This window comes from Longimicrobiales bacterium, from assembly GCA_029245345.1.
Taxonomy (GTDB): domain Bacteria; phylum Gemmatimonadota; class Gemmatimonadetes; order Longimicrobiales; family Gaopeijiaceae; genus CALFPJ01.
This window is the reverse complement of record JAQWPM010000012.1, coordinates 562,306-586,896: the sequence shown is the minus strand read 5'-3', so window position 1 is coordinate 586,896 and position 24,591 is coordinate 562,306. Positions and strand designations below refer to the sequence as shown.

Genomic DNA, 24,591 nt, shown 5'->3' with positions numbered 1-24,591 from the left:
CAGTCTGCGCAACCGTAAAGCCTGAGACTTAGCTCCCGCGTTCTGCTTGCTCTGCGGCTCGCTGACCTCTATTTCTGCCATAATCCAGAAACCTTTTTCGAGGTTAGCAAGTTGGCGAATCAGCCCCGGCTCGCCACGGAGTCGATCGCCGGCCAAAGGCCGTATCAGGAAGACAACGTTTTTGCCAAGTCGCTGGACGACGGGCGTACGCTCGTCGCCGTAGCAGACGGCATGGGTGGCCATGCGGCTGGTGATGTTGCCAGCGCGCTTGCCATGGAAACACTTGTCGATGCGATCGAAGCCGGGCAGTCACTCTCCAGCGCGTTCACCTTCGCCAACTCTGCCGTGCACACGAAATCTCGTGAGCCCGGCAAACAGGGCATGGGAACAACGCTCGTCGCGGCCCTCGTCAACGGGGGTGAGTTCCACGTCGCCAACGTGGGCGACAGTCGTTGTTATTTGATGACCGGCGACGGTATTCAGCAACTCAGCGAGGACCATTCGTTCGTTGCGGAAGCGATGAAGCGGGGACAGTCCGAAGAAGAGGCGCTCACTTCGAAGTTCAAGGACGCACTCACGCGTTCGATCGGAATCGATGAAGAGGTGCAGGTCGACACCTTCGGCCCGTTCCCGGTGGAGGATGGTACGGCCCTCTTCCTTTGTTCGGACGGCCTCTACAAGGTGATGAACAACGATCGCATTCGATCCTTGTTCGGATTGTCAGGTGGTCCGCGGGGTGCGGCTCAGAGCATGGTCGCGACGGCCTTCGAGGACGGCAGCGACGACAACATCTCTGTGGCCATCGCGGAATGGGGTGAGGTGACCCGCGAACGTCAGATGGGTACGATGCCTATCGAGTTTGTGCCGCCGTCTGCAGATGACGGTGCCGATGAGGCAGGAGCAGCTCCGGCGGCTCCGATCGCTCCCGAGTCACCGGCTCCCGAAGCCGAGGCGGCGACGCCGGCAGCCGCTGCGCCAGTGGCAGTCCAGGCCGCGGGACCCCCCATGGGCCTGATCCTCGGGATTGGTGTGGTGATCATCACCGTCGCGCTGTATTGGGTCCTAGGTCGCTGATCAGACGCTCAGACCTGAATGCAATAAGAAAGAGGCCCCACTGCTACGAGCAGTGGGGCCTCTTTCTTTCCTTTGAACCGCGGTGAAATGGGCGGCGCTCTCGAGGCGTTGGAGGAAGCAATGACGTTCCCGGAGCCAGGGCATCACGCGTACCTACGTGGCGCCGAGGCCCAGTGTGCTGTTGGTCGTGCCGACGAGGGAAGAGGCACGTTGGCCATCCTGAGTCGAGAGGTGAACAGGATGCCTCCGGGTGATCGCCCAATGATCAATGCCCTCAAGTTCTACTATGAGGGAATGTGCAATGAGGGTGATTTCGATCGGACCGAAGCCGTTGCGGCCAGAGTCGGAGCGGGAGCTGCGGCCATAAGAGCCTACGACGAGTTCATCGCCGCCGCCGTGGGCGTGTCGCCAGTGACGCCGGCGCTCCAGTCGGCCCTGGATGACGCTGAGGCCCGTAAGACGGGCATCCGACAGAGAATCAGGGGCTAACGAGCCTCAAGTCTGAAGGTCATGGAGCCGAAGCTACACGGGTGAGCTCCCTTGTGGCTTGGATAACAACACGTGGCTCCTCTCACCAATCCCAACACGTCCCTCGGTGTAGCCTTCTTGGTCGGTCGCACTGTCTGGTTGTTCGTCGTCGCGTCGCTCCTGAGTGTTCCTCGTGCCGCGAAGGGTCAGGGTAATGTGAACGTGGTGGACTCGCTCGCGAACCTTGTCGTTGAGAATTTCGCCCCGATCCCTTTCTTCTTGACGGTCGGAGCTGGATTCGGTCAGTGACGCGACGCGTGTGCTCACTGCACGAGTCCGGAAAACACGGACTCGTGCACCGGGCATCTCAGCCTCGGGAAACGTCTCGGGTACGGACTCGCTATCGGTATTGACGCGAGTGTATGGAAGCGTGGCCACCCCGGCCGTTATTGTGAACTACAATGCCGGGACATACGACCTCGTCCCCGCGGAAGGCGTGCTTCAGCGTGACGCCCGCCATGAGGATCTCGAAATGGGCTTCGGACTGACGATTCGGTAACGACCCACTGAGCTGGAATAGAAGCGGCCCCACCCGGTTGAGGGTGGGGCCGCTTTTCAGTCAGAATGGCCGTGCGGCCTCAGTCGATCAGCGGCCGGGCCAAGGCGCGCCTTGATTCTCCGCCGTCACCGCACCGATACCCTGGTACAGGAATTTCTGGACGCGCTTCCCTTCGTAGGTCTCGGTCGTGTAGATGTTGCCCTCCGAGTCCGTCGCGATTGAATGGACCGCGAAGAAGAGTCCGGGTTGCCGGCCGCCATCGCCGAAGCTCGTGAGAACCTCAAGCGACTCACGATCCATGATGTAGACCTTCATGTTCTTGCCGTCGGCCAGATACATGTACTTCTGAGCGGCGTCCCGCGAGAACGCGATGTCCCAGGTGGATCCGTCGCCAAGCGTAAGTGGTGCGATCTGCCGTTCCGTCACGTAGGTGCCGTCCTTCCTGAAGACCTGGAGTCGGTCGTTCGGGCGGTCGCAGACATAGACCAAGCCATCGTTCGTCGGCTCGGCGCAGTGTACGGGGCTGCGGAACTGAGTGATGAGTGGAGCGTTCGGGTCGTAGCGGCCCATGTCTTCGTCGCTCGGCACATTGCCGTACGCCCCCCACATACGCTTGATAGCACCGGTCTCCATATCCAGCACCGCGACGCGCTTGTTGCGGTAGCCATCGGCGACGTAGATCTCGCTGGCCTCGGCGTCGAACGCGATCTTGGCGGGTCGACCGAAGTGCTCCATCGAGTTGCTATCGAGGTCCGTTCCTGGGATCCCGTACTCGGCGAGGAAACGCCCATCCTTCGTGAACTTGAGGATGTGTCCGTCCCCTGCCCCGTTTCCACCGATCCACACGTTGTCCATCGGGTCGATGCTGATCCCGTGGTTCGATGCGGGCCACGTATATCCCTCACCCGCCCCGCCCCAGGAATCGATGAGGTTTCCGACTGGATCGAAGACCAGCACGTAGGGAGCTGGCAGGCAGCACTCGCCGGTTGGCGGGTCCGTTGCAGCGCCGATCTCAGTCCGTTCATTGAGAGGCGCCTGCCGGTGGATGATGTAGACGTTGTCCTGGGAGTCGATCCCGACACCGACCACGGACCCAAGAATCCAATGGTTGGGCAGCGGTTTCGGCCAGAACGGATCGACCTCGAACATCGGGGCATCGACTCGGTCCGCGGAGGCGACGTCGGCGTAGTCGTCGAGGGCGCTCGATGCGAATCCGAGACCCACAATGACGGTAACCAAGACGAGGCCGAGTAGCAGATTGCGCTTCTGCATCATCCTTCTCCAATGAGCGAACAGCAGGACAGATTGTATGAGTGCGTGGATAGGCTACGCACCGTGCCGACTTCCTGCAATCGGGGTGAGGACGCCGACACGTGGGGCTAGCCGAAGATCCCTTCGACACTCACCATGTTCGCATGAGTATTCCTGATACCACGCGATCGCGGCGCATCGCGGCGATCGTCGTTGCGCTCGTGCTCTTGGTGCCCTCGTGGCCGGAAGCCCACGAGATCCCCGCGGATGTCACAGTCCAAGCGTTCGTGAAGCCTGAGGGCTCCATGCTCCGCTTCCTGGTGCGAGCTCCCTTGGCTGCGATGCGGGACTATGAGTTCCCCGTGGAGGGCCCAGGGTACCTGCAAATTGACCAGGTAGATCAGTTGATTCGAGATGCGGCGATGCAGTGGATCGGGGAGTACGTCGGCTTCCAAGAAAATGGCATTGCCCTGCAAGAGGTCGAGTTCGTTGCTGCCCGTATATCGGCGCCGAGTGATCGTTCTTTCTCCAGCTACGATGTTGCATTGGAGCATATGGCTGCGCCCAGGCTCACGAACGACGTAGAGCTGCCTCCTGGCCAAGCCATGCTGGACGTGCTCTTCGAAGTACCCATTGCCTCCGAGTCATCCGACTTTTCGATCGATGCCCGAATGGCACACTTGGGACTTCGGACCGTGACGGTGCTCCGATTCTTGCCCCCGGGAGGGGCCGAGAGGGCGTTCCAGTACTCCGGAGATCCCGGGGTCGTCCGGCTCGATCCACGGTGGCATCAGGCGGCGTTGCGGTTCGTCTCTCTGGGCTTCAGCCACATCCTGGATGGCATTGACCACCTCCTGTTCCTCTTCTGTCTGGTGGTGCCATTCAGGAGCTTCTGGAGCCTCGTGCCGATCGTCACAGCGTTCACTGTGGCCCACTCCATAACGCTCATCGCTTCGGCGCTTGGATTGGCCCCCGACGCTCTCTGGTTTCCGCCGCTAATCGAGACGCTAATCGCTCTGTCGATCGTCTTCATGGCGTTCGAGAACATCCTTGGGGCCAAGCTCGCCAGGCGATGGATGATCGCGTTCGGCTTCGGGCTCGTGCACGGCTTCGGATTTTCTTTCGCGCTGTCTGAATCACTGCAATTCGCGGGGACACATCTGATCACGTCGTTGCTCTCCTTCAACGTGGGGGTCGAACTCGGTCAGCTTTTTGTCTTGGCGGTTACAGTACCCTTGCTTGGGCTTCTCTTCCGCAAAGTCCTCCCGGAGGTTGCGGGGATCATGGTGCTGTCAGCAGTCCTTGCTCACACCGGGTGGCACTGGATGCTCGAGAGGGGGAGCGGGCTCTTACGCTTCACCTTCCGCGCGCCAGCCCTAGACGCTGTGTTTGCTGCGGCAGCACTCCGTTGGATGATGCTCGGACTGATCGTGTTTGGGGCGGCCTGGATCATGCGACTCGGCTACGCTTGGGTCGACCGGCGTCGGGTAGGCACCCCCTGATTCCTGGCGCGGATACGGCTGCGTCCCCACTCTATTGCCCTTGATCATGCACGTTGAACACTCCGTTGGAGGTATTGGCATGACCCGTTCGCTTCGTCTTGGTGCGGCTGTCGCCTCACTGATGCTTGCAGTCCCCGCAGCTGAGGGCCTGACAGCCCAAATGACGGCTCCAAACCCCTATGAAACTGTCGAGGGAGTTTGGGCTGAACTCCCTGATGGGCGTACATGGGGCTCGACGAGCGCCGTCTATCCGGCTCCCGATGGAATGTCCATCTGGGTGGCCGACCGGTGCGGCGCGAATTCGTGCGAGGACTCGGACGTCGATCCGATTCTCCGCTATGACCTCGACGGCAACCTTCTAGCCAGCTTCGGGGCGGGTCAGGTAGTGTGGCCCCACGGGATGCACGTCGACACCGAGGGCAACGTTTGGATTGCGGACGCCGTGGGCTTCGGTGAGACGCCGGAAGGGCGCGGGCACGTCGTGCTCAAGTTCAGCGCGGAAGGTGAGTTGCTCATGACACTTGGTGAGGACGGCGTGGCCGGGACGGACCGGCAGCGTTTCACCAGACCGAACGATGTCTATGTCGCGTCGGACGGGAGCATCTTCGTGGCGGACGGGCATCGAGGTCGCGGCGAGGCCAACAATCGCATCATGAAGTTCGATGCGGAGGGCAACTTCCTCCTGGAGTGGGGCACAACGGGGGGAGGCACCGGTGAGTTCGACGAACCGCACGGCCTTGCTATGGATTCAGACGGCAGGTTGTTCGTTGCGGATCGCTACAACAACCGGATCCAGATCTTCGACCAGGAAGGCGCGCACCTCGCGACCTGGACGCAGTTCAGCAGATTGAGCGGCATCTTCATCAAGGACGACGTGCTCTACGCTGCAGACTCCGAGTCCAACATGCGGCGGAATCCGGGATGGAAGCGCGGCATCTATATTGGCGACGCGAAGACCGGGTGGGTGACGGCCTTCATCCCCGATCCCGAGCCGGACCAAGATAACTCCGGTACGAGCGGGGCGGAGGGCGTCGCCGTCGATGCCATGGGGAACGTGTATGGAGCCGAAGTCGGGCCGCGCATGCTGAGGAAGTACATCCGCCGGTAGTAGCGGGTCTAGAACTCGCGCCAGTCCTTTTCGAGGACCTTCTTGTAGATCTGATGTTCTGCGAAGAGCTCGACGATGTTTGACTCCAAGCCGCCCTCCTCGGCTTCCCATCGGAGAATCTGGAGTGCCTTCTCGACGGGCATTGCTTTCTTGTAAGGCCTATCGGACGCGGTCAGGGCGTCGAAAATATCGCACACGGTCATGATGCGGGTTTCGAGCGACAGGGCCTCTTTGGTTACGCCGTCGGGGTATCCCTTTCCGTTCAATTTCTCATGGTGGCCGCGAACGATCTCAGCGATTCGTGACAGTTCGTCCGTCCACGGGATGTTGAGTAGGAAGTCGTACGAGTGCACCACGTGGGACTCGATTTCTTTCCTCTCCGCTTCATCGAGCGTGCCACGTTTGATAGAGAGGAAGTGGAGCTCGTCCGCGGTGATATACGTCTGCTCGTTTCCATCCGGATCAACGAATTTGCGCTTCGCGATGTCCTTGAGGATTCCCGCTGCGTCTTCGTCGAGAACCCGTGGGATGTTGGCTTGCTCGACGGCCTCGCGGTACTGGCGGAGTGTCTCGAGATCTTCCTGCAGCTTCGCCTCGATCTCGGGTAGCTCGTCCCCGGCACTCGTTGGGCCCGTGGCGGCCTGCAGCGTCAAGGCCTTCGCGTTCGCTGCGTCGGCTTCCAGAGTCTTCTTGATGAGGCCGAAGCGACTCTCGACGCGTGCTTCCATCTGGGGAGGCAACTTCATCTCCTTCACGAGGGTCGCCTCTCGCACCCCGATTTTACCGAAGTCGTGCAACAGTCCGGCATAACGCAGCTGTTTCATCTCCTCGGCAGTGAAGCTGGCGTCGGCGAACGGCCCCTCCGTCTGTTGATTGATGACTTCGGCGGTATCGCATGTGAGCTCCGTGACTCGAACGGAGTGCCCGGATGTCGCGGGGTCTCTTCGGTCGATCGCGGTGACACTCGCCTTGATGAAGCCTTCCAGGAGGTTTTCGATGTCCTGGTATAGCTGGCCGTTTTCGATCGAGACGGCTGCCTGCCCTGCTAGCGACGACACGATGTTCACTTCTCGCTCGGAGTAGGGCAGGACCCACTTGTCCGCGTCCTCGTCCGTACGGATCTCCGCGCTCGGCTCGGTCTTGCGATTGATGAGTTGGAGCACACCTACCGTACGGTCTTTGTGATCGACCATCGGGACGGTGAGCATCGACTTGGCACGGTATCCATTCGCCTCGTCGAATCCCTTGTTGAAGCCGTACGGCGTGTGGGCGGGGATCTCATACACGTCGTCGATCAGGAGGGGCTCGGCTGTTAGGGCCGCATAGCCGGCGATACTGCGGTCGTCGAGTGGAAGCGTGAAATTGGGCGTCGACAACTCCGGTAGTGTGTCGTTCTGGCTCCGGAGGAAGTGGAGTACGTCCTTTCCATAGGCGTCTTCCTCGACGAGGTAGAGGCTGCCAGCGTCTGACCCGGTCAGAGTGCGAGCCTGGGTCAGAATCAGCCCCAAGAGCCGATCGGGATCGCGCTCGCTCATGAGTGCCATCCCGATCTTGTTCAACTCGCGGAGTGCGGACCGCGCCTGAGTCAACTCCTCTCGGGTTCGTTCCAGCTCCTGCTGAAGCGATATGTCGTTCCCGTTGTTGTCACTCATCGCATTATTGCGTCAGCCTTGTCGAACGCAACACGTGCATCGGCCTCGCGGCCCAACGTGTTGAGGATCTCACCACGCAGCATGTAGAGGTCGCCACTCATGCCACCTTGGCCCTCGAGGTCATTCATGGCCTGATCGGCGTCGTAGAACAGTTCTAGGTCACGGAGTGCGACCACTGTCAGGAAGAGCCCGTCGTCCATCGGGTCGAGACCCAGGAGTTGGATCTCGTCCATAAACGAGGTCAGTTCGGCGAATGCGACGATGTCGATGACACGGAATTCCTGCTGGGGCAGCGGTCGGCCACCCCTTCTTCCCCCTACAAAAATCGTCCATGAATACGTTGCGCCGAACTCGAGCGGTTCGAGATCGTCGGGATATGTCCAGGTCGTGTCTGTGCCAATTTCAAAAATCTCAGGGCGTCCGCCGTCGACCTTCCTGAGCATCAGTTCGTAGATCTGGCCCTCACTGGCGGTCCACACAAAAGTCGGCCGGTCTGAGTTGATGGTCAGTCCGTTTCGCGGAAGGACGAGCGCGGTTTGTCCAGGAATCGGCCGGATCATGCCCTGACGCCCTCCAGCGGTCGCGTCCGTGGAAGCGGCCTGAGCGAGCGTAGCCATGGCGCGCTGGAACAGGTCACCCGTCGTGCCTCCCTGAGGAGCCCTGACGGTGGTCGCTTCCGTGATCTGTTGAGTGGCGCCTGATGGCACGATGAGCGTCGCACGAGCGCCGGTGCCGGGAAGAACTTCGTCGCCAACCGACAGCCGAGCACCGGCTGTCGCCGGTCCAGGAGCTGCGCCTCCCTGACGTATCTGAACATCCCCTTGGACGCGAATGATCAACGCCGCCGGAGAGTCTTGAGCAGCCAAAGGTGCAGCGGCCACGAGGGAGATACCGACGAGCATGTGTAGGAACTTCCGCATTTTCCTCTCCACTTCTTTTAACGGGTCAGCCGAGGGCTGGTCCCCTATCTATCTAATCTTCTACTTTGTCGTCCGTCGCACCACGAAATCCCAATCGGGCGGCGGCGGATCTTCAAGGTGTGCAGCACACCTCTCCGCGTACACCCGACACGGACCATCGTCAGGGCATGCCGCGAGTCCGGCTAGGAACTGGTCTCGGGCCGAGGTCCAATCGTGCTTCTTGTACGCTGTCATCCCAAGGTCGTACGCCGCAACTGCTTTCTCTTTCGCGTCTGGGAGGGCCACTCCGGTCAACTCCAGCACTTCATACACCTGAACCGGCTTTTTCTTGCCCTTCACCGCGATCAGGTCGAGCTCGCGAATGCGAAAAGCGTTGGTGTCAGCGGCATCCAGCGTGAATTGTGAGCACATATTCAATGTGTCATACGACTTGTTCGCGGGCTCCAGCCGGGCAGCCAGGTTCACTGCATCCCCGATTGCGGAATAATCGAATCGGTTCTCACCGCCCACGTTGCCAACGACGACCTCACCGGTGTTCACACCGATTCTGACAACCAGATCTTCGTGGTCGGGGTCGTTCGCAGCCCAGCGTCGATTGAGTTCGCCCATTTTTCGCTGAGACAGGATCATCGTCCGAAGCGCTTTGTTTGCATGGTCCGGCACATCACGCGGGGCGTTCCAGAACGCCATGATGGCGTCACCGATGTATTTGTCGAGCGTGCCTTCTTCGTCCATGACGACTTGGGTCATCTCAGTGAGATACTCGTTGAGATGTGCCAGGAGGTCGGCGGGGTCCATCCGTTCGGAGAGCGTCGTGAATCCGGCGAGATCTGAAAACAGAATCGACAGGTCTCGTTTTTGACCGCCGAGTTGAAGCTGCCCTGGGTTGTTTGCCAGGTCCGCGACGACGTCTGGCGAAACGTATTTACCGAATGCGCCCTGAATGAAGCGCCTCTCTTTCCCCTCAATAACCGCCACGTAAGCGGACGAGTTGACATAGGAGAAGATGGCCGACAGAGCAGGGAGAACGATCGGGACCCAGGTGAATCGCTCTCCAAGAGAGAAGTAGGTGACTCCGGGTCCATATGCGCTCCCGGTCCAAGCCCAGAACGCGTAGATCATCAGACCTAGGACTGCGCAGATCGTCGTTGCGCCGCCCCACCCGGGCCCCAGCCAGAATGTGATGCCACCGGTGAGCAGGGCAGCGAACAAAAGAAGGAAGATTTCCTTCGTGTCACTGAGCGGCGTCACGTACTCCCCGTCCAACATGTTTTGCACTGAATTGGCATGGATCTCAACACCGTACATCCAGCTGTATTGTTCAGTTGCGGTGACTGCCGCTGATCCCTGGGCTACGGTCGCTGTCGTATCTGGCAGAGGGGAGTATTCGAAACCGTAAAACGGCGTCCGGAACTTGTCTTCATCGTGCCAACCGGTCCCGATCAGGACGACTTTGTCCTCGAACGCCTCCGGCAGGAAGGCTGCGGTGAGTGGCACGAAGAACGATCCGAACGTTTGGAACGTGCCCGGCGGACCACCCTCTACTGAGCTCGATGGCGGCCCGACATAACGGATCATGAAGGGGATTACGTTGCTTTCTGAGGCAGCATTTTCTTCAAACCAATCTCCCGGAACCCTCCCTACGTTGTCCGGCATCCCGGGAATCGGGACCCGTCCCAACTTGCGCGTTTCCAGCAAGAGTGAGTCGACGTCGAAGCCCTTGTAGTGGCCGTACATCGCGAGCGCGAACGACGGCTCCAGCGTGCCTGCAGACCGAGCGGCGAGAGTGCCGGAGCGGAACGTCTCGAACGCGGTCGGGAATTCAGCCGTCCCGATATCCGCGGCTACGTCGGCGAAGTAGGGGTGTGGGGGGAACGATACTGGCCCAGAGTCCGTGACCTGGATTGGGGTGACGAGTACGACGTTGCCCGCACGCTCGATTGCAGCTTGCAGCAGGCCGTCACCATCTTCAATCGCTTTCAGCCGTGGGTGGTAGAGCTTGTCTAGAAAGACATCGAGTCCGATGGTGCGTGCACCCGCCCCCGCGAGGGCGTCGATGACCTCGGCGATGTGGGCGCGCGAGGCCGGCGAGTACCATGCCCAGCCATCGAATTCGTCCATGACCGTGTAGTCGTCGAACAACACCATGACGACGTCGCTGTCCGACGCCCGTTCACCCACCCCAGATTGGAAGGACTCCTCAGTCGTCCGTTGGCGTGCGTCGAGAAGCCGATTCTCTAGCTGCTCCACGCCAGTTAGGCCGCCGAAGGTTTCCGACAGCGTCGCCAAGCCTGCGGACACAACGACGATGAGGGCCAGGGCCAGGAATCGACGGTATTTCACAGCCGTTCCTGGCCCTGGTCGCCGATCTTGGATCGGCCTAGTTCGGCCATTACCTAGTTCGTGATCTCGTACACGATGGAAGCCGTAGCCCACGAGTCGAGGCGTACCGCGCCATCGCTCATGCCGGCTGCCTTCTGCACCGCAGCCGTCACGACCTGCGCGAAGTCGGAGCCGCCAAATGCGTACGTCTCACCGGAACCGATCGTGATGTCGAGCGGCTCGTCGGTCACGAAGGCGCGGACCATGCCACGCCCGACCGGCTCGAGAAATTGGAGGTCTACTCCGCTGTCAGCGCTCGGGTAGTCCAGCGTTCCACCCGCTTCGATGCGCATGGACGGCTGGTCGCCATTCGGCAGCAGCATCGCGACCGTTCCGTCTGTACCGAGGTCGACCAGTGTGACATATCCGGCTCGTTCTGACTTGATGGTGAACCTCACGGTCTCGCCAAGCCCGAACGATGTCCGGCCTTCGGTCATCGCGAGCTCCACTCCGTACTGCTGACCGGGGTTTTCCATGTCGGCGAGGCGTCTTGCCGCCGCTTCCCGTAAAAGTGCGTCTGCGACAGGGGCGCCGGCGTCGGAACCGACCGGAAGGCCCCCGTGTCGAACGAATCCGTCGGCTCCCACAACGCGTGTCTCGTTTCCGAGGCGTCTTAGGATGAGGTGGCTGAATGCGTCCTCCTCTTCGATCAGGCGGACATCGGCTGCGCCATTGAGAGCTTGCCGCAGCGAAGAGATCGCGTCGGAGTCTGCGCTACCGATGTTCACCAGGAGGGGCGTATCCGAGTAGCGGAAGCCGACGAGCCGAGCGAGATCTCCCTCGCTCGCAGAGCCTTCCACCACGTTTACTGTCGTGGTGCGCTGGCCGATCGTCGCTACGACAAGCTTGGCCCCATCTTCAGTCTCCAGTACTGACCCCGGAGTGAAGCCGAGAACCATTCCGCCCGCCAGTTCGGCTGTCGAGCCACTGGTGCTCGTGATGGGAATCATTCCTTCGACGATACCGTCGTCGCCGTCTTCCACGAAGAAGATCGGGAAGTTCTTCAGGGCGACGTCCTGAGAGATTTGCGGGTCTTGCTGGAAGCGTGCGCGTTTTAGTGCTTCGTACGCGTTCTGGAATGCGTCTTCGTATGTGTCGTCCGAATCTGCCCGCCACAGTTCACGCACCATGTGAGTCGTGAACGCCCCGCCGTGGAACGGCTCCTGGCCGTCGCCGGCGGGAAAGAACGCGTCTACAGCCTGCTGGAACGGCTCGGCTGCGGCCAGTTCGAGGACACGCGCGCCGTCCGCGTCGAAGCCAGTTTCGTCATCTTGGCCCGGCAATGCACGGCGTGACACCGTGGACGGCTTGTCGATGGTGTTGATGTCGCGACCCAAGAGTCGGCCTCGACTGAACGGGGTCACGGCACGGGTACCAGTCCCCGAATTACAGTTGTCTAGGAACACGATCACATTGTCCGACGGCAGCATGGTGAGCCAGTCGTTGAACACGTCGTCGCTGATGTCGAACTCCGTGCTTGAAGGATCGACGTCCGCGGGTGCCAACGTCTCGTCCAGCCCGTCGTCCTCGTCGCCACTTTCATCCCACATCTGAGAGCCGTGTCCGGCGAAGAAGATCGTGATCTGATCGCCGGGCCGTGCGTTGTCGACGAGCCATCCCGTGATGCCCTCTTCCATGGCGGCTCTGGTGGCCTCCTGGTTGAGAAGCATGAGAATGTTCTCTTCCGGCACGTTGTATTTCATGAGCAACATATCGCGAATGCTGCGCGCGTCGTGCTCTGCGCCAGGCAGGTCGCCGCCTTCGGCGTCGGGGAAGTTGATGTAGTCAGAAATGCCGACCACAAAAGCCCATCGTGTGGAGGCAGTCCGGTCGTCAGGGCCAAAAGCCATGAGCGGAACGATCATCACCATCACGAGCAAAGAAGCAAAACCTCTCACGTCTATTTCTCCAGCTTGATATCGATTCCTTCCGCGGCCGCTTCCATCTCAACGGCACTCCCCCTTGCGAGAGCATCTTCGCGGACGCGGGTCACGATCTCGTCGAGCTCGTCATCCGAGCGCGTGGGATCGTGATGAAAAAAGAGGAGTTTCTTGACTCCTCCGTCCTCGGCCAGCTTCAACGACTGGCTGAAGGTCGAGTGACCCCACCCTTTCCGAGTCGGGTACTCCTCATCTGTATACATCGAGTCATGGATCAATAGATCCGCGTCCCGGACAAACTCAACGAGCCGATCGTACCAGCCGTCGTCCACTTCATATATGTCGCCTTCGATTTCGTTGTCAGGGATGAAGCAGATGACTTTGCTGCCCACTTCGATCCGGTACCCGATTACATACGAGGGGTGCTTGACTCGCATGGTCTTGAGCGTGGCACTGCCGACCTGGAGTTCACCTTCATTCAAATGCGCGAAGGACATCGTCGCAGCGACCACCCTGAAGGGGACCGGGAAATAGATCGGTCCCATCTGGCCTGCGAAGAGGCTTCGCACATCGATGTTGTTCTGCTTGGGGCCCGTGATCTTGAGCTCTATCTCCGGGTGATACAGCGGCAAGAAGAACGGGAAGCCCTGGATATGATCCCAGTGGAAGTGCGTCAGGAATATGTGATACAGCGTCCCTGGGTCTTTGACCAACTCCAATCCCAATAGACGAAGCCCCGACCCGGCGTCGAAAATCAGGCGGGTATCCCCGGACCTGACCTCGAACGAAGTCGTGTTGCCGCCGTATCGGGCGGTGTCTGGCCCCGGGCTCGGGATCGAGCCACGGGTGCCCCAGCACCGTGCGATGACTGCGTCGTCTGAGCCTTCGGCTAGCTCAGCCGAAGGCGCCGCCTCGGGTTGGAGGGTCAAAGGTCCTTGTCTCCCTGTGTTTCGGATACGCGGGCAAACCCGCGCCGCATTTTCAATTTACACGATGTTCGTTGCAGATAGCGAGGATTCTTGCGGAAGAGAGAGCCGGCCGAAGCAGATCAGCCTTGCGCGGTTCAACGCCGGCAGGCTTTCGGGCAGGCCACGATCCTGACGATCACGGTCTCGTTCGTCGAAGCACGACGAACCGGAAGCGGTTTGCCAGGTCGAATGCCTCCCCCAAGGCGGCTTGCTGCTCTTGGCTCCGCACGAGCGTACCCGCCTGGGGCCCACCAGGCTGAACATCGGTACGAACGCCAACGCCGGCCCAAACGTAGGGTTCGCCAATTCGTCCGGTGCCGCAGGGCCGTCCATGCAACTCGTAACGACAACCACCATTGCCAGGGCCACGGGCACGAAGATCCGAGCGGCACGGGTGTCGAAGTACCACATGATCACTTACTCCGGCGCTCGGACCGATGGTGCGGCACGGCGCAGTGTTCGGGACAGCTTCAGGCCAGCGGCGGGGCTGAAGACTTGGAGGAAGACGATGCAGGGGAAGGTCCAACTGCGACCACTGATCCCAATCTGCCCACTCAGGCGCGTCGCCCGCGAGAAGCTGTGATGCGCGGCCTTCCCGTGCCCTTTCCACCGCTCTTCTCCATCTCCTATATTGGACCGCCTTCAAGCAACGAACCAACGAAATTGCCTTCCAATAGCCCCCAAAGGCGAGTCGTGTCTGAAAACGCTCACGGATGGTCGACCGAAGAGGTCCTGGATCTAGTTCAACAGGTCGATCTCTTCAGAGGCCTCCCCGACGATGACCTACGTGGAATCGCTGCGATCGTGGGCGGTGAGACCATCGGAGCAGGCGAGTCGCTTTTTGAAGAAGGCGCGCCAGGAGAGGCGTTTTATATCGTGTTCCAGGGCGCCATTGAAATTTCGAAGACCCGCGCCGATGGATCACAAGAGAGGCTCGCTGTCCGCCGAAAGGGCGAGGGTTTTGGCGAAATGGCCCTGCTCAATGACGCGCCGCGTTCGGCCACCGCCAAAGCCTCTGAGACCACGCAGTTAGTAACGGTATCGCGCGATGCCTTCCAGGCCCTCTTGGGCGGGGACTCTTTGCCGCTCCGCATGATGCAGGTGCTTTCCAAGGCCTTGCGCGCGCTAGGCATTCGCTTCGCGAGTAAGGAAAAGGCCCAGGAAAAAACGTCGAGCGCCCGCACGGACGCTCATGCGATCAGCCGGGTTATGCAGGCAGGCTTGTTGCCGAGAACGGCGCCCAAGCTCGCGGGCCACGACATCGCCGCCGGCACGACGACCGAAGATCAAGGCCGAGGTGGTTCGGTTTGGGATTGGGTCGACTTGCCGGATGGTCGAAAGGCAGTGATCAGCATTGACGTTGCTCAGGACGGATTCCCAGCGGCGTATCATCTAGGTACGGCAAGGGCCGTGATTCGGGCCGTGGCGTCCACGTCCACGTCCGTGGCCGACTTACTCCGTCACGCAAACGAGGCTCTTTCGAAGGCGAGCATCGATGGCCTGGACCAATTCGTCCAGATGGGGGTTCTGGCGGTGGGCGAAGAAGGGCTTGAGTGGGGCAGTGCGGGGAAGGTGCCAGGCGGCATCATCCGGCGCGACGGCACTTTCGAGCAATTCGGTGCCCAAGGGCCTCCGCTCGGAATGATGGGCGGCTTCAAATACAACGTGCAGAGCTTCGCTTTGAACGGCGGTGACACGGCGTTCGTGCTGTCGCATGGATCTCAAGGGCTTTTTCTAGGGGCTGCTGATCTGTTGGCGCAACTTCATGGAAAACCCTCCGGTGAGATGGTGTCATCTCTCCACAAGGCGATTCGTAAGGCGCAAGGCGACAACCGTACCGAGACTTCAGTTCTTTTCGTTCGAAAGCACTAGGGCGCCGCTCGGGCGGGCGCTCTTCTACGACTAACCAGGAAAGCGCCATGTCAGTTACGGAAAAGGACATCCGTACTGCTCTCAAGCAGGTGATGGATCCGGAGTTGGGTTTGGATCTCGTCGTGCTCGGGCTCATCTACGACATCGACATCACAGACGCGAACGTGAAGGCGACCATCTCTTTGACGTCGCCGTTTTGTCCCGTCGCTGGACAGATCGTTGAGGATGTAAAGACAACGATCCAAGCGGTGGAGGGTGTCGATGAGGCAGAGGTCGAGCTCACGTTCGAACCTGTTTGGACCCCGGACCGTATCAATCCACTCATCCGGGCGTCGCTCGGGCTCTGAAGTGAGCGGTTGGGATTGGTAACTCGTGTTGGCGGCGTCTTGCCGGCGCAGCCCAGTCTCATAGACTTATCACACTCCGTCGTTGACCGGAATGGAAGTGTCATAAAGCTAGGGGCAGTATGTCGCAGTTCACCGAAGAAGAACTGATCGCGAAGGTCCAGGACGGTTACATCGTCGAGTCTGTGGACGAAATGACCGAGGGGTACCGCAAGGCACTCCGAGTTCAACTCACCGTCCAGGCCGACACTGAGCTCATGAGCGCCCCGGCGTATTGGATGGCGGCACGGTATGCGCCGTCTACCAACACTCAGGTCAGCGCCCATGCGATCATCCAAGACGAACTAGCGCACGCGAACATCGCGTACCGCTTGCTCGAGGACATCGGGGAGTCCAAAGAACACTTGGTCTACGGGCGGCAGCCTCACGAATTCAAGCACCCTTATGGCTTCGATCAGCCGTTGGACAATTGGGCAGAACTCGTTGTCGCGACCGGTTTCTTCGACCGTGCGGGTATCACGCTCCTGACAGACGTTCATGAGAACACCTCCTACGGGCCGCTCAAGAGAGCCCTGGTGAAAATCGGGATGGAGGAGACGTTCCACCTGCGCCACGGCGAAGTGTGGATGAGACGTCTTTCGAAGGCGGGCGGCGAGGCGAAGGAGATGGTACAGCGCTGTGTCGATTGGATGTTCCCAATGACCATCGAGTGGTTCGGGCTTCCTGACGACATGAAGCGGCATTCGGGTCAGCTCGACTACAAGCTCAAGGGCCTGACCAACGATCAGCTTCGGCAGGTGTGGATGGCTTCCACCGTTCCCCTGTGCGAGCAACTCGGTCTCGACGCGCCTGCTCATTGGGACGAGGAAAAGGGTGAATACGTGCTCGACTATCCGTTCCCGTGTCAGTACAACGAGGAAGAAAAGCGGTGGATGTTCGAGGAAGGCGAGATCAGTTGGGACACCGTCTTCAAACGGTGGAAGGGACGTGGACCAATGAACGAGATTTATGTCGAATCAGTGCAGCGTTCACGCGGTGACGTGAAGCGGTTGCTGAATGGGAAATCTGTCGCGTGACGGTAGTACTCCCCATCAGTCCCCGGTTAGACGCGGGTCTGCCTTTCGCGGTCACCTCACACAAGAGTGGTGGGCGTGACGTATGGACTGGGCCACTCACCGAAGCACCTGCGGATCCGCTGGCAGCTACTTGGGACGCACTGAACGAGGTGCTGGATCCCGAGATTCCGATCAGCCTCGTAGAGCTAGGCCTGATCTATGGGGTCGATCTCGAAGCTGGAGTCGCGCGTATTACGATCACGTTCACCGCGACGGCATGCCCCTGCATGGAGTTCATTCGTGAAGACATCATGGACCGACTCGAGATCGAGGCGTGGATCGATACGGTGGAGATTGAAGAAGTCTGGAGTCCGTCGTGGACCAATCAAATGATTACGGAAGAAGGGCGTCGTAAACTCAAGAGCTACGGGGTCGGCGCCTAAGGCGCTCGGGCCGATTCAGAGAAGAGAGATCATGTTGGAGATTGTCTACGACGTCTTCGCCCGGAAGAACCGCGGGGACCAACTGTCACACATCGGTTACATCGACGCCCTCGACGACGAGACTGCCAAGGTCTATGCGTGGGCCACGTACTCGGAAGAGAACTGGTTTGAGATGTGTGTCGTGCGACGAACGGATGTGATTCCGGTGAACAGGACCGATGGGATTTTTTCCCAAGGAGGGGTCACATGAGCGATTTTGTCGACGTGGGGGCCCTGAATGAGGAGCAGAAGGGGGCCCTCAGGCGCCTGATTCTGCGACTGGCAGACTCCAAGCGTCTGATGGGGATTCGTTACTCGGATTGGATCCTCGGCGCGCCCTCTCTAGAAACGGGTATCGCCACGTCGTCCATGACTCAGGACGAATGGGGTCACGCCCGGCTCTTCTACGCGATGCTCAAGCAATTGGGAGACGATCCGGTTGTGGCGGAGCATGACCGAGCAGCCGAGGAATATGGCAATCTCGGCATCTTGGACGCCCCTGCCGAAGATTGGGCCACCTTGGTCTCTGCGATGGTCATCGCAGACGGAGCCTTGTCTGCGGCCCTTCGGGGATTCGCGACGGGCACGTTCGAACCCGCAGCGAACCGCGTGCCGAAGATGCTCTCTGAGGAGGAATTCCACGTCAGTCTCGGCAAGGCCTGGTACGGCCGGCTCGCGGAGGCTTCCGACGAAGCAAGGGCGCTTCTACGAGCGGCCACTGAGGCGCATCTGCCGGTCGCTTTGGCTTGGCTCGGTACCGAGGACAGCGCAGGGAAGATCCTGGCGGACGCCGGGGTCACGACCACGGCGGTGGACCTCGTTGCCGATTTCAAAGCTGCTGTGAGGGATACACTCGCCGCTGGGGGTGTCGATATCGACGCAGCGGAACCATCTGCTGATTGGGACGACTCGAGGGGCCGTGGGTCGGGCTGTCCCGACCAGGATTCGATCGAGCGTGCTCGTGGCGACCGTAATCGGGCGCTGTTGGTCGAGTAGTGTCTATCGAGCCCCCGTTCCGCAGCACCGATCCCAAGACGGGCGCAGATCGTGCGACGTCCGGCTCGAGTGCACGTGACCATGAAATGCCGGACAACATGCCGCGCGACCCAGAGTGTCCGTTTTGTGATGGCCATGACACGGAGATCATGAACGCCTGCGGTTCTCACGCATCTGTGAGTGCCTACTGGTGCCGACCTTGCGGCTCACCTTTCGAGATTATGAAGTGGCGGGGTTGAGTCGCTCCTGACCGCGGGACGACGGGTTACGCCTCGACCAGCTCCACATCTTCGAGAAAGTCCTTCAACGGGTTTGCGACGGCGACCGCACGCTCGCGGATCGCGTCCGAAAGGGCGTCGTTCATCTCGTCCGGGTCGACTCCCTCCAAATGCCGCGACACCGCGTTGCCAAGTTGGCCGTCGGACTCTGCAGCGGCCTGGTGGTACTCGGCGTACCGGGCGCTCACGCGCTGCTCGAACAGAGGTAGCTGGACTGCCGGCGTTCCGTGCTGCACCATGTCCTCAAAAATCGCCTTGTGGAGGGCATCGAGTCCGGCCCGAATTCGCTGGTCCGGAGCCCGCCCGAGAAAGGCAAGCTGCGCTCCCCTCGTATGCGCCCACATGAAAAAGATCAACACTTCTTCGGCCGCTGTGTCATATGCGGCGTCTTCGACGTCAGATAGAGTGTCCACATCCGGGAGCGGCGTTTCGACGTCTTCCCGGGAAAGGAAATCAGAGAAGCTCTCCCAAACGAGCGTAGCGAGACTGTCACCCAACTCGCCTGGAGTCATCGTTTGGGGGCCGTGGAATCCGTAAGTTTCGTCCATAATTGTGCTCGACTTGCCTTCAACCTCTTGCGTCGTACGAGAAGTACCCCCAATTCCGATCTGCGACTCAAGAGTGTCAAGGTTTTCGATTCGTGCGAAGAGTAGGTAGATGATCCGACATGCGAGAGAAGTCAGCGGTAGCGCTGTATGTTCGCTTACCAGGGCCGCCCTGTTGGTGGGACTGGTAGTTCTGGCTGCCTGCGCCGTCGCCGTGCCGGAGTTACCTCAGCCACGCCCGATCATCATTCACTCGGGTGCCCGGCTGCGTGTCGACCACGAGCGGATGAAGGTCGTCAACGAGTGGGTTATCGACGAGCAAGACAACATTGTTCAAGACCCTTCCTTTCTAGTTGAGACTCAGCCCTCGACGAGTGAGGTTTACCTTTGGGAACGGCTTGAGATCGAGGGCGACACGGTACGTACGCCGGTCGATGTCCGGTCTGTGGACTCACGCCTCGTCCACGAGATCTATGCACACTTGCACCTGATGGTGGACATGGGGCGCCAAGAAGAGTGGCTGCCAGAGGCTCCAGCCGCGGTGGAGTACGACCTGGAACGCGCCATTCTTCTGCGGTCCGCCGACGCCTGGGTGTTGGGGCGCACCGTGTTCGACACTCAGCCGTATGGCCCGCTCGACGAACTCATGTACGCGAACGAGGCGGGCTATCTCGATGCCTTCATCTTCACCGCGCGGCCGGCGGAGTTTGCCCGTGCGCGTACCGAATGGGCTCGCGCCAACCCCAGTAGGGTGGACGAATACCGGAGCTGGTTCCTCGACACGTTCAGTCGTGAGCCGCCGGGACTAAGATCCAACTGAGGTAGGTCTTCGCCGAGACGATTTGGCTTCAGCTAGATTGCGAAGCCTGTCAGACGGGGCGGACTTCCCAGCGTAGTCCGATGGGGCCACCGTCACCGATTTCGTCGATGTGCAGGTCGACGCGACCCGTTCTGGCGAGGCGGTCATCACTCGGCTTGCCGCCGAACAGCGCAAATTCAATGACCTTTATGCGGCAGGTCTGTCCTTCAGGACCCGAAGCTGTCATCTCGGCGTCCTTCAGGGACTTGATGGACGGTGCTTCCCCCGACTGAAGTCGGAGGCGTAAGATTCGGCCGGAGTGTGGGGCGTCCATCGCGTCGAGAACGCGAAATACGAGGCCCTGACCGGTAGCGGTTTCAGCTGACATGAGAGGAAGATTATCGGCATGACGTTGCCGGCGGAAGACGGAGATCGTAGCGAACTCCAAATGACACCCGAGAAAATGCTCGAACTCGCCCAGCGCGCCGCTGAACTCGTCGTGGAGCGGATCCACAATTTGCCCGGAGAGGCAGCGTGGGTCGGAGGTTCTCGCTCGGAGCTCGAGCCACTGATGCGTGAAGATCCCCCGGAAGAGGGTCGCCCCCCGGAGGAAGTGCTCGAGCGGGCTGCTCGCGAAATTCTTCCTGTTGCGGGTCGGGTCGACCACCCGCGCTTCTTCGCCTTTGTGCCGTCGTGCCCCACTTGGCCGGGAGTTTTGGCAGACTTCATGGCTGCAGGGCACAACGTGTTTCAGGGCACTTGGTTGGGCGCGAGCGGACCCAGTCAGCTCGAAGTGGTGGTTATCGATTGGTTCCGAGATTGGCTCGGATATCCTGAGACCGCCGGCGGTCTCTTCACGAGCGGAGGATCTGCAGCCAGCCTGGACGCCTTCGTCGCGGCCCGGGACACTGCGGGTCACCCGGAACGTGCGACGGTCTACATGAGCGACCAGAGTCACACGGCGCTCAGTCGAGCTGCGACGATTGTGGGCGTACGGCCAGAAAATGTGCGAAAGGTGAAGGCCGACGACTTGTTCCGCATAGATATGGAGGAACTGAAGCGCTGCGTGGCGGAGGACCGCGCAGCGGGCTTCACCCCGATCGCGATTTGTGCGAATGCCGGGACGACGAATACCGGTGCCGTCGACCCTCTCGGCGCGATGGCCGACTACTGTGAGGCGGAGGGGATTTGGTTCCACGTTGACGCGGCTTATGGAGGCTTCGCCATCCTCACGGAGAAAGGGAAGGTGCTGCTCAAGGGTCTGGAACGTGCAGATTCGATCGCGATGGATGCGCACAAGTGGCTCTTCCAGCCGTTTGAGGCGGGGTGCCTGATGGTGAAGGACGTGCGCAAGCTGGAAGAGTCGTTTTCAGTTCATCCGGAGTACCTACAAGACACGCAGTGGGGCGTGGATCATCCCAATTTTGGGGACCGCGGTCTTCAACTCAGTCGGTCGTTTCGGGCACTCAAGGTGTGGATGTCGATCCAAACCTTTGGGATGGCCGCATTTCGCCGCTCGATTGGACAGGGCATCGAATTGGCTGCGCGCGCCGAGGAATATATCCGATCGAGTGACGTGCTACAGATCGCCAATCCCGCTTCCTTGGGTGTGGTGTGCTTCCGAGTGAATCCTCGCGGTCTCGATACTTCGGACAAACGGATGGAAGGACTGAACGTCGATGTCCAGGAACGGATCATCGATGAACAGATCGCAATGATGTCTTCGACTCGTTTGCGCGGCCTCTACTCTCTGCGGCTCTGTATTCTCAACCACACCACCACATGGAAGGACGTGCGCGAGACGCTCGAGACGATCGAGCGGTTCGGCGTGGAGTTGATGCCGGAGTGAACGGACGCCCGCCGCTGTCTCGTTTTACATCCGCGGTGCTTTGGGCAGGGACAATCCTGTTTTGGGTCGTTCTATACGGACTGACATCTTGGGGCGGACTTGAACAGACCGACGCGGTCCTTTCCGCTGTGCTGTTCGTGGTGCTGCCGGCCTTGGCCGTCGGGCAGGCTCCACTCATGGCCGATGCGCACATTGATCGTTTGCCTGCGTATTGGAGTTCGATCGCGACACTCTGGATATTGGGCACGCTCAGTTGGCTCGTGGGCACCCGGGCAGATGGACTATCCGCGATCGGGTTCGTGTGGACTTCGGGTGCTTCGATCCTGCTGTGGAGCGTGATTCTGACGGTCGTAGGGCTCGTCACGGTCGGCTCTTTCCGGATCGTTGCGCTCCGTCTCGGGTTGCACGAGACACGCGTGATCCGGGAGCTCCTGCCCCGTACCAGGGAAGAGAAGGGCGTCTTCTTCCTTCTCTCGATCGCCGCCGGCGTAGGCGAGGAGGTCGCATATCGTGGTTACGCGATCCCGCTGCTCATTCCCGTACTCGGGAGCCTCGGGTCGGTAGCGGTAACCTCCATGATCTTCGGGTTGCTGCATGTTTACCAGGGGACGCTGGGGGTTCTTCGGACAGCCGTGATGGGCGGATTTCTAGCGTGGGGTTTCCTGGCTTCGGGGAGCCTGATTCCGCCCATCATCGCTCACACGCTTATCGATATGCTGGCCGGTATCGTGCTCGCCGAGCGGCTCTTGTTACCTCCGAAGGAAACCGGTGTAGAAGTGCCCGGACCCTCACTCACACTCGAACGCTGACACTTCATGGATGTCGATCTCGCTCTTCTGGCTGACGCCGCCACGATTGATGGCTCGGGGAAGCTCAATATCCTCGGAATCTTCGACCGCATCGGGACGGGGTCTTTTCCAGCTCGCCACCCTCGCATGGTGCTGATCCTACGCTTCTCGGCAACTCTGAATGAGATCGGCCGGCACGACATCGGGATTTCATTGAAGGCGCCGGATGGAGCTGAGTTGGTGCGTGTAGATGGAGAGATGCAGCTGGGGCCAGGACCTGGTGGTGTCCCCGGCATGATCCGTGTGCCACACGTCCTGAACCTCGACGGGTTGGTCTTTCCGAAGCCCGGGCCGTATGCCTTCGACGTGTGGGTAGACGGCGAGCATCACGTGTCGTTGCCACTGACCGTCTATGGTCCGGAGACCACAGCCGAGGCCTGACGCGGAAAAGCTGGACAGCGATGGCGCTTGCAGAAACAAGAGCGGGTGCCGATAAGTAGACAGAAAGTAGGGTATGCCCAACGGTGTAGCCCACGCCCCGGAGACCATTGTGATTCTTTACTTCTCATTCGAAGAGCTGAGAGCGCTCAAGGCTGGCGCGGACGTCTTCCTCATCGAGGATGGTCCGTCTAGTGCTGCTGTGCTCGCTCCGTCAGAGAAGAAGGAACGCGTGGAAGCCCTTATTCAGGTGCTAGTGGGCGACCTGTCTGTGTCGACGCTCCAGGAGCTCCGAGGCGTCCAGATGGCCATCCACGCGATCGTGGAGTGCCTTAGGGTCGAGATGGAGGCTGTGGTTGTCGCAACGCATGCTGCGGACGAGGGAGCGGTCGGTGCCTACTTCGATTTCGCCCATGCCCTGATCGTGTCTCATCGGATCGATGAGATGGCCAGCGAGATGTCCGCTATGATCGAGCTGGTAACCGGCGAACTCCCCACGCATGGCAGCGCCAGAGAGTTCCGTTTCCCAGATTAATCTGCGCAGCCTCTCCAAACAGGATCCGTTGTGTCCAATGACCGAATAGCTTCGCTCGAGCGAATGCTCGAACGGAACCCCAATGACTCGCGCATCCGTTTTGGCTTGGCGCTCGAATACCTCAACTCGGGTGATACCGAATCCGGGGTTCGGGAACTCCGAGCGTATCTCGATGCTTCTGACGATGAAGGCAACGCATGGGGACGCCTCGGGGCGATTCTGAAGGACTCCCAGAAGGACGATGAGGCCCGTGAGGCCTATCGCCATGGAATCGAAGCAGCGAACCGACACGGCCATCCTACGATGGCCGAAGAATTCGAAGAGATTCTTGATCGTTGGAATCTGTGACCAAAGAAAACGCACAGCTGAGCACCGGCTTTGAATCAGAAGCGTTGCCGCATCTCGATGCGGTATATCGCTTTGCGCTCAGACTGTCCGGTGCGCCGGATCTGGGCGAAGACCTCGTTCAAGAGACCTAATCGGACGCGTAGTGCCATGTCGGTGACAGAGAAACTGAAAACCATGTTTGGTGGAGCGGGACCCGGAGTCGAAGCCATGGTGGCGGGATGATTTCCTGCGAGGAAGCCCTCGCGTTGGTGCATGAGTTCATCGATGGATGAGTTGGGTGAGGTCCCCCATACACGAGTCCAGGCGCACTTCGACGTCTGCCAGGGGTGCTATCCCCACCTACGCTTGGAAGGAGCCTTCCGAGACGCCGTTCAGCGTGGGGCCGCGGGACAAGGCGCCCCGCCGGATCTTAAAGGGAAGCTCCTGGAGGCGTTGGCAGAAGCGGACGATTAGTCGCTCGGTCGGAACGTGGTAGGGTCGGAGATCCTGAATGATCCC

At 60.2% G+C, this 24,591-nt stretch carries 29 protein-coding genes; 20 read left to right on the top strand and 9 right to left on the bottom strand.

Annotated features, from left to right (window positions below; translation table 11 throughout):
• Positions 1 to 111 precede the first annotated feature (111 nt).
• The 4 genes from P8L30_05690 (at position 112) to P8L30_05675 (ending at position 2,101) form a co-directional block, all read left to right on the top strand.
• Positions 112 to 1,074, top strand: coding sequence for a protein phosphatase 2C domain-containing protein (locus P8L30_05690; protein MDG2239675.1), 963 nt, complete (start codon positions 112 to 114; stop codon positions 1,072 to 1,074).
• Between the two features lie 120 nt (positions 1,075 to 1,194).
• The gene (locus P8L30_05685; protein ID MDG2239674.1) at positions 1,195 to 1,563 is read left to right on the top strand and encodes a hypothetical protein; all 369 of its coding nucleotides are present in this window, start codon (positions 1,195 to 1,197) and stop codon (positions 1,561 to 1,563) included.
• A gap of 72 nt (positions 1,564 to 1,635) precedes the next feature.
• Positions 1,636 to 1,851 carry a hypothetical protein gene (locus tag P8L30_05680; GenBank protein MDG2239673.1) on the top strand — a complete coding sequence of 72 codons (216 nt, stop codon included), beginning with the start codon at positions 1,636 to 1,638 and terminating at the stop codon, positions 1,849 to 1,851.
• 121 nt (positions 1,852 to 1,972) lie between these two features.
• Positions 1,973 to 2,101, top strand: coding sequence for a hypothetical protein (locus P8L30_05675; GenBank protein MDG2239672.1), 129 nt, complete (start codon positions 1,973 to 1,975; stop codon positions 2,099 to 2,101).
• Positions 2,102 to 2,188: 87 nt separating this feature from the next.
• Here the strand turns inward: P8L30_05675 and P8L30_05670 are convergent, their stop codons facing one another.
• The gene (locus tag P8L30_05670; GenBank protein MDG2239671.1) at positions 2,189 to 3,373 is read right to left on the bottom strand and encodes a hypothetical protein; all 1,185 of its coding nucleotides are present in this window, start codon (positions 3,371 to 3,373) and stop codon (positions 2,189 to 2,191) included.
• Positions 3,374 to 3,516: 143 nt separating this feature from the next.
• On the opposite strand from P8L30_05670, the gene P8L30_05665 reads away from it, so the two are divergent.
• Complete coding sequence (locus P8L30_05665) at positions 3,517 to 4,854, top strand: HupE/UreJ family protein (GenBank protein ID MDG2239670.1); 1,338 nt, start codon at positions 3,517 to 3,519, stop codon at positions 4,852 to 4,854.
• Between the two features lie 79 nt (positions 4,855 to 4,933).
• Positions 4,934 to 5,962 (top strand): peptidyl-alpha-hydroxyglycine alpha-amidating lyase family protein, encoded by a 1,029-nt coding sequence (locus P8L30_05660; GenBank protein MDG2239669.1) that lies wholly within the window; start codon positions 4,934 to 4,936, stop codon positions 5,960 to 5,962.
• Positions 5,963 to 5,970: 8 nt separating this feature from the next.
• Here P8L30_05660 and P8L30_05655 read toward each other — a convergent pair whose 3' ends face one another.
• From P8L30_05655 to P8L30_05630, 6 genes are read right to left on the bottom strand one after another with little or no spacing between them, the layout of a single operon-like run.
• Entirely contained in the window at positions 5,971 to 7,614 is a 1,644-nt protein-coding gene (locus P8L30_05655; GenBank protein ID MDG2239668.1) for an HD domain-containing phosphohydrolase, read from the bottom strand.
• Entirely contained in the window at positions 7,611 to 8,534 is a 924-nt protein-coding gene (locus P8L30_05650) for a hypothetical protein (protein MDG2239667.1), read from the bottom strand. The genes P8L30_05655 and P8L30_05650 overlap by 4 nt, the downstream gene beginning before the upstream one ends.
• 60 nt (positions 8,535 to 8,594) lie before the next feature.
• Complete coding sequence (locus P8L30_05645; GenBank protein ID MDG2239666.1) at positions 8,595 to 10,877, bottom strand: adenylate/guanylate cyclase domain-containing protein; 2,283 nt, start codon at positions 10,875 to 10,877, stop codon at positions 8,595 to 8,597.
• 53 nt (positions 10,878 to 10,930) lie between these two features.
• Positions 10,931 to 12,814, bottom strand: coding sequence for a caspase family protein (locus P8L30_05640; protein MDG2239665.1), 1,884 nt, complete (start codon positions 12,812 to 12,814; stop codon positions 10,931 to 10,933).
• Between the two features lie 2 nt (positions 12,815 to 12,816).
• Complete coding sequence (locus P8L30_05635) at positions 12,817 to 13,725, bottom strand: MBL fold metallo-hydrolase (protein ID MDG2239664.1); 909 nt, start codon at positions 13,723 to 13,725, stop codon at positions 12,817 to 12,819.
• A gap of 57 nt (positions 13,726 to 13,782) precedes the next feature.
• Entirely contained in the window at positions 13,783 to 14,175 is a 393-nt protein-coding gene (locus P8L30_05630; GenBank protein MDG2239663.1) for a hypothetical protein, read from the bottom strand.
• Positions 14,176 to 14,457: 282 nt separating this feature from the next.
• Between P8L30_05630 and P8L30_05625 the strand changes: the two genes are divergently transcribed.
• The 6 genes from P8L30_05625 (at position 14,458) to P8L30_05600 (ending at position 18,513) form a co-directional block, all read left to right on the top strand.
• Entirely contained in the window at positions 14,458 to 15,636 is a 1,179-nt protein-coding gene (locus P8L30_05625) for a cyclic nucleotide-binding domain-containing protein (protein ID MDG2239662.1), read from the top strand.
• A 47-nt stretch (positions 15,637 to 15,683) separates the two neighbouring features.
• The gene (locus P8L30_05620; GenBank protein ID MDG2239661.1) at positions 15,684 to 15,983 is read left to right on the top strand and encodes a metal-sulfur cluster assembly factor; all 300 of its coding nucleotides are present in this window, start codon (positions 15,684 to 15,686) and stop codon (positions 15,981 to 15,983) included.
• A gap of 119 nt (positions 15,984 to 16,102) precedes the next feature.
• Positions 16,103 to 17,056: a phenylacetate-CoA oxygenase subunit PaaI gene (locus P8L30_05615; GenBank protein MDG2239660.1), complete on the top strand. Its 954-nt coding sequence runs from the start codon at positions 16,103 to 16,105 to the stop codon at positions 17,054 to 17,056.
• Entirely contained in the window at positions 17,053 to 17,478 is a 426-nt protein-coding gene (locus P8L30_05610) for a metal-sulfur cluster assembly factor (GenBank protein ID MDG2239659.1), read from the top strand. The genes P8L30_05615 and P8L30_05610 overlap by 4 nt, the downstream gene beginning before the upstream one ends.
• A 31-nt stretch (positions 17,479 to 17,509) precedes the next feature.
• On the top strand, positions 17,510 to 17,728 hold the full coding sequence (locus P8L30_05605; protein ID MDG2239658.1) for a hypothetical protein: 219 nt from the start codon (positions 17,510 to 17,512) through the stop codon (positions 17,726 to 17,728).
• Positions 17,725 to 18,513 (top strand): phenylacetate-CoA oxygenase subunit PaaI, encoded by a 789-nt coding sequence (locus P8L30_05600; protein ID MDG2239657.1) that lies wholly within the window; start codon positions 17,725 to 17,727, stop codon positions 18,511 to 18,513. Before P8L30_05605 ends, P8L30_05600 begins: the two co-directional genes overlap by 4 nt.
• 265 nt (positions 18,514 to 18,778) lie before the next feature.
• Here the strand turns inward: P8L30_05600 and P8L30_05595 are convergent, their stop codons facing one another.
• Positions 18,779 to 19,339 (bottom strand): hypothetical protein, encoded by a 561-nt coding sequence (locus P8L30_05595; GenBank protein MDG2239656.1) that lies wholly within the window; start codon positions 19,337 to 19,339, stop codon positions 18,779 to 18,781.
• A gap of 109 nt (positions 19,340 to 19,448) precedes the next feature.
• On the opposite strand from P8L30_05595, the gene P8L30_05590 reads away from it, so the two are divergent.
• Positions 19,449 to 20,156, top strand: a complete 708-nt coding sequence (locus P8L30_05590; protein ID MDG2239655.1) for a hypothetical protein — start codon at positions 19,449 to 19,451, stop codon at positions 20,154 to 20,156.
• Between the two features lie 49 nt (positions 20,157 to 20,205).
• Here P8L30_05590 and P8L30_05585 read toward each other — a convergent pair whose 3' ends face one another.
• Positions 20,206 to 20,523, bottom strand: coding sequence for a hypothetical protein (locus P8L30_05585; protein MDG2239654.1), 318 nt, complete (start codon positions 20,521 to 20,523; stop codon positions 20,206 to 20,208).
• An 18-nt stretch (positions 20,524 to 20,541) separates the two neighbouring features.
• On the opposite strand from P8L30_05585, the gene P8L30_05580 reads away from it, so the two are divergent.
• The 7 genes from P8L30_05580 (at position 20,542) to P8L30_05550 (ending at position 24,546) form a co-directional block, all read left to right on the top strand.
• The gene (locus P8L30_05580) at positions 20,542 to 21,984 is read left to right on the top strand and encodes an aminotransferase class V-fold PLP-dependent enzyme (protein ID MDG2239653.1); all 1,443 of its coding nucleotides are present in this window, start codon (positions 20,542 to 20,544) and stop codon (positions 21,982 to 21,984) included.
• The gene (locus P8L30_05575) at positions 21,981 to 22,793 is read left to right on the top strand and encodes a type II CAAX endopeptidase family protein (GenBank protein MDG2239652.1); all 813 of its coding nucleotides are present in this window, start codon (positions 21,981 to 21,983) and stop codon (positions 22,791 to 22,793) included. The genes P8L30_05580 and P8L30_05575 overlap by 4 nt, the downstream gene beginning before the upstream one ends.
• A gap of 6 nt (positions 22,794 to 22,799) precedes the next feature.
• Positions 22,800 to 23,213 (top strand): hypothetical protein, encoded by a 414-nt coding sequence (locus P8L30_05570; protein ID MDG2239651.1) that lies wholly within the window; start codon positions 22,800 to 22,802, stop codon positions 23,211 to 23,213.
• Between the two features lie 73 nt (positions 23,214 to 23,286).
• Complete coding sequence (locus tag P8L30_05565) at positions 23,287 to 23,745, top strand: hypothetical protein (protein MDG2239650.1); 459 nt, start codon at positions 23,287 to 23,289, stop codon at positions 23,743 to 23,745.
• A 30-nt stretch (positions 23,746 to 23,775) separates the two neighbouring features.
• A complete protein-coding gene (locus P8L30_05560; GenBank protein MDG2239649.1) occupies positions 23,776 to 24,093 on the top strand; it encodes a tetratricopeptide repeat protein in 318 nt (105 codons plus the stop codon).
• Positions 24,090 to 24,224 (top strand): hypothetical protein, encoded by a 135-nt coding sequence (locus P8L30_05555; GenBank protein ID MDG2239648.1) that lies wholly within the window; start codon positions 24,090 to 24,092, stop codon positions 24,222 to 24,224. Before P8L30_05560 ends, P8L30_05555 begins: the two co-directional genes overlap by 4 nt.
• A 121-nt stretch (positions 24,225 to 24,345) precedes the next feature.
• The gene (locus P8L30_05550; protein ID MDG2239647.1) at positions 24,346 to 24,546 is read left to right on the top strand and encodes a hypothetical protein; all 201 of its coding nucleotides are present in this window, start codon (positions 24,346 to 24,348) and stop codon (positions 24,544 to 24,546) included.
• The last annotated feature ends 45 nt before the right edge of the window (positions 24,547 to 24,591 follow it).

What these genes read in the sequence shown, in the direction of transcription:
- P8L30_05565 (MDG2239650.1), top strand. Translation starts at nt 23,287, where the DNA reads ATGCCCAACGGTGTAGCCCACGCCCCGGAGACCATTGTGATTCTTTAC.
- P8L30_05590 (MDG2239655.1), top strand. Translation starts at nt 19,449, where the DNA reads ATGATCCGACATGCGAGAGAAGTCAGCGGTAGCGCTGTATGTTCGCTT.
- P8L30_05600 (MDG2239657.1), top strand. Translation starts at nt 17,725, where the DNA reads ATGAGCGATTTTGTCGACGTGGGGGCCCTGAATGAGGAGCAGAAGGGG.
- P8L30_05630 (MDG2239663.1), bottom strand. Translation starts at nt 14,175, where the DNA reads ATGTGGTACTTCGACACCCGTGCCGCTCGGATCTTCGTGCCCGTGGCC.
- P8L30_05665 (MDG2239670.1), top strand. Translation starts at nt 3,517, where the DNA reads ATGAGTATTCCTGATACCACGCGATCGCGGCGCATCGCGGCGATCGTC.
- P8L30_05605 (MDG2239658.1), top strand. Translation starts at nt 17,510, where the DNA reads ATGTTGGAGATTGTCTACGACGTCTTCGCCCGGAAGAACCGCGGGGAC.
- P8L30_05570 (MDG2239651.1), top strand. Translation starts at nt 22,800, where the DNA reads ATGGATGTCGATCTCGCTCTTCTGGCTGACGCCGCCACGATTGATGGC.
- P8L30_05595 (MDG2239656.1), bottom strand. Translation starts at nt 19,339, where the DNA reads ATGGACGAAACTTACGGATTCCACGGCCCCCAAACGATGACTCCAGGC.
- P8L30_05655 (MDG2239668.1), bottom strand. Translation starts at nt 7,614, where the DNA reads ATGAGTGACAACAACGGGAACGACATATCGCTTCAGCAGGAGCTGGAA.
- P8L30_05670 (MDG2239671.1), bottom strand. Translation starts at nt 3,373, where the DNA reads ATGCAGAAGCGCAATCTGCTACTCGGCCTCGTCTTGGTTACCGTCATT.
- P8L30_05650 (MDG2239667.1), bottom strand. Translation starts at nt 8,534, where the DNA reads ATGCGGAAGTTCCTACACATGCTCGTCGGTATCTCCCTCGTGGCCGCT.
- P8L30_05585 (MDG2239654.1), bottom strand. Translation starts at nt 20,523, where the DNA reads ATGTCAGCTGAAACCGCTACCGGTCAGGGCCTCGTATTTCGCGTTCTC.
- P8L30_05615 (MDG2239660.1), top strand. Translation starts at nt 16,103, where the DNA reads ATGTCGCAGTTCACCGAAGAAGAACTGATCGCGAAGGTCCAGGACGGT.
- P8L30_05685 (MDG2239674.1), top strand. Translation starts at nt 1,195, where the DNA reads ATGACGTTCCCGGAGCCAGGGCATCACGCGTACCTACGTGGCGCCGAG.
- P8L30_05620 (MDG2239661.1), top strand. Translation starts at nt 15,684, where the DNA reads ATGTCAGTTACGGAAAAGGACATCCGTACTGCTCTCAAGCAGGTGATG.
- P8L30_05660 (MDG2239669.1), top strand. Translation starts at nt 4,934, where the DNA reads ATGACCCGTTCGCTTCGTCTTGGTGCGGCTGTCGCCTCACTGATGCTT.
- P8L30_05550 (MDG2239647.1), top strand. Translation starts at nt 24,346, where the DNA reads ATGAGTTCATCGATGGATGAGTTGGGTGAGGTCCCCCATACACGAGTC.
- P8L30_05580 (MDG2239653.1), top strand. Translation starts at nt 20,542, where the DNA reads ATGACGTTGCCGGCGGAAGACGGAGATCGTAGCGAACTCCAAATGACA.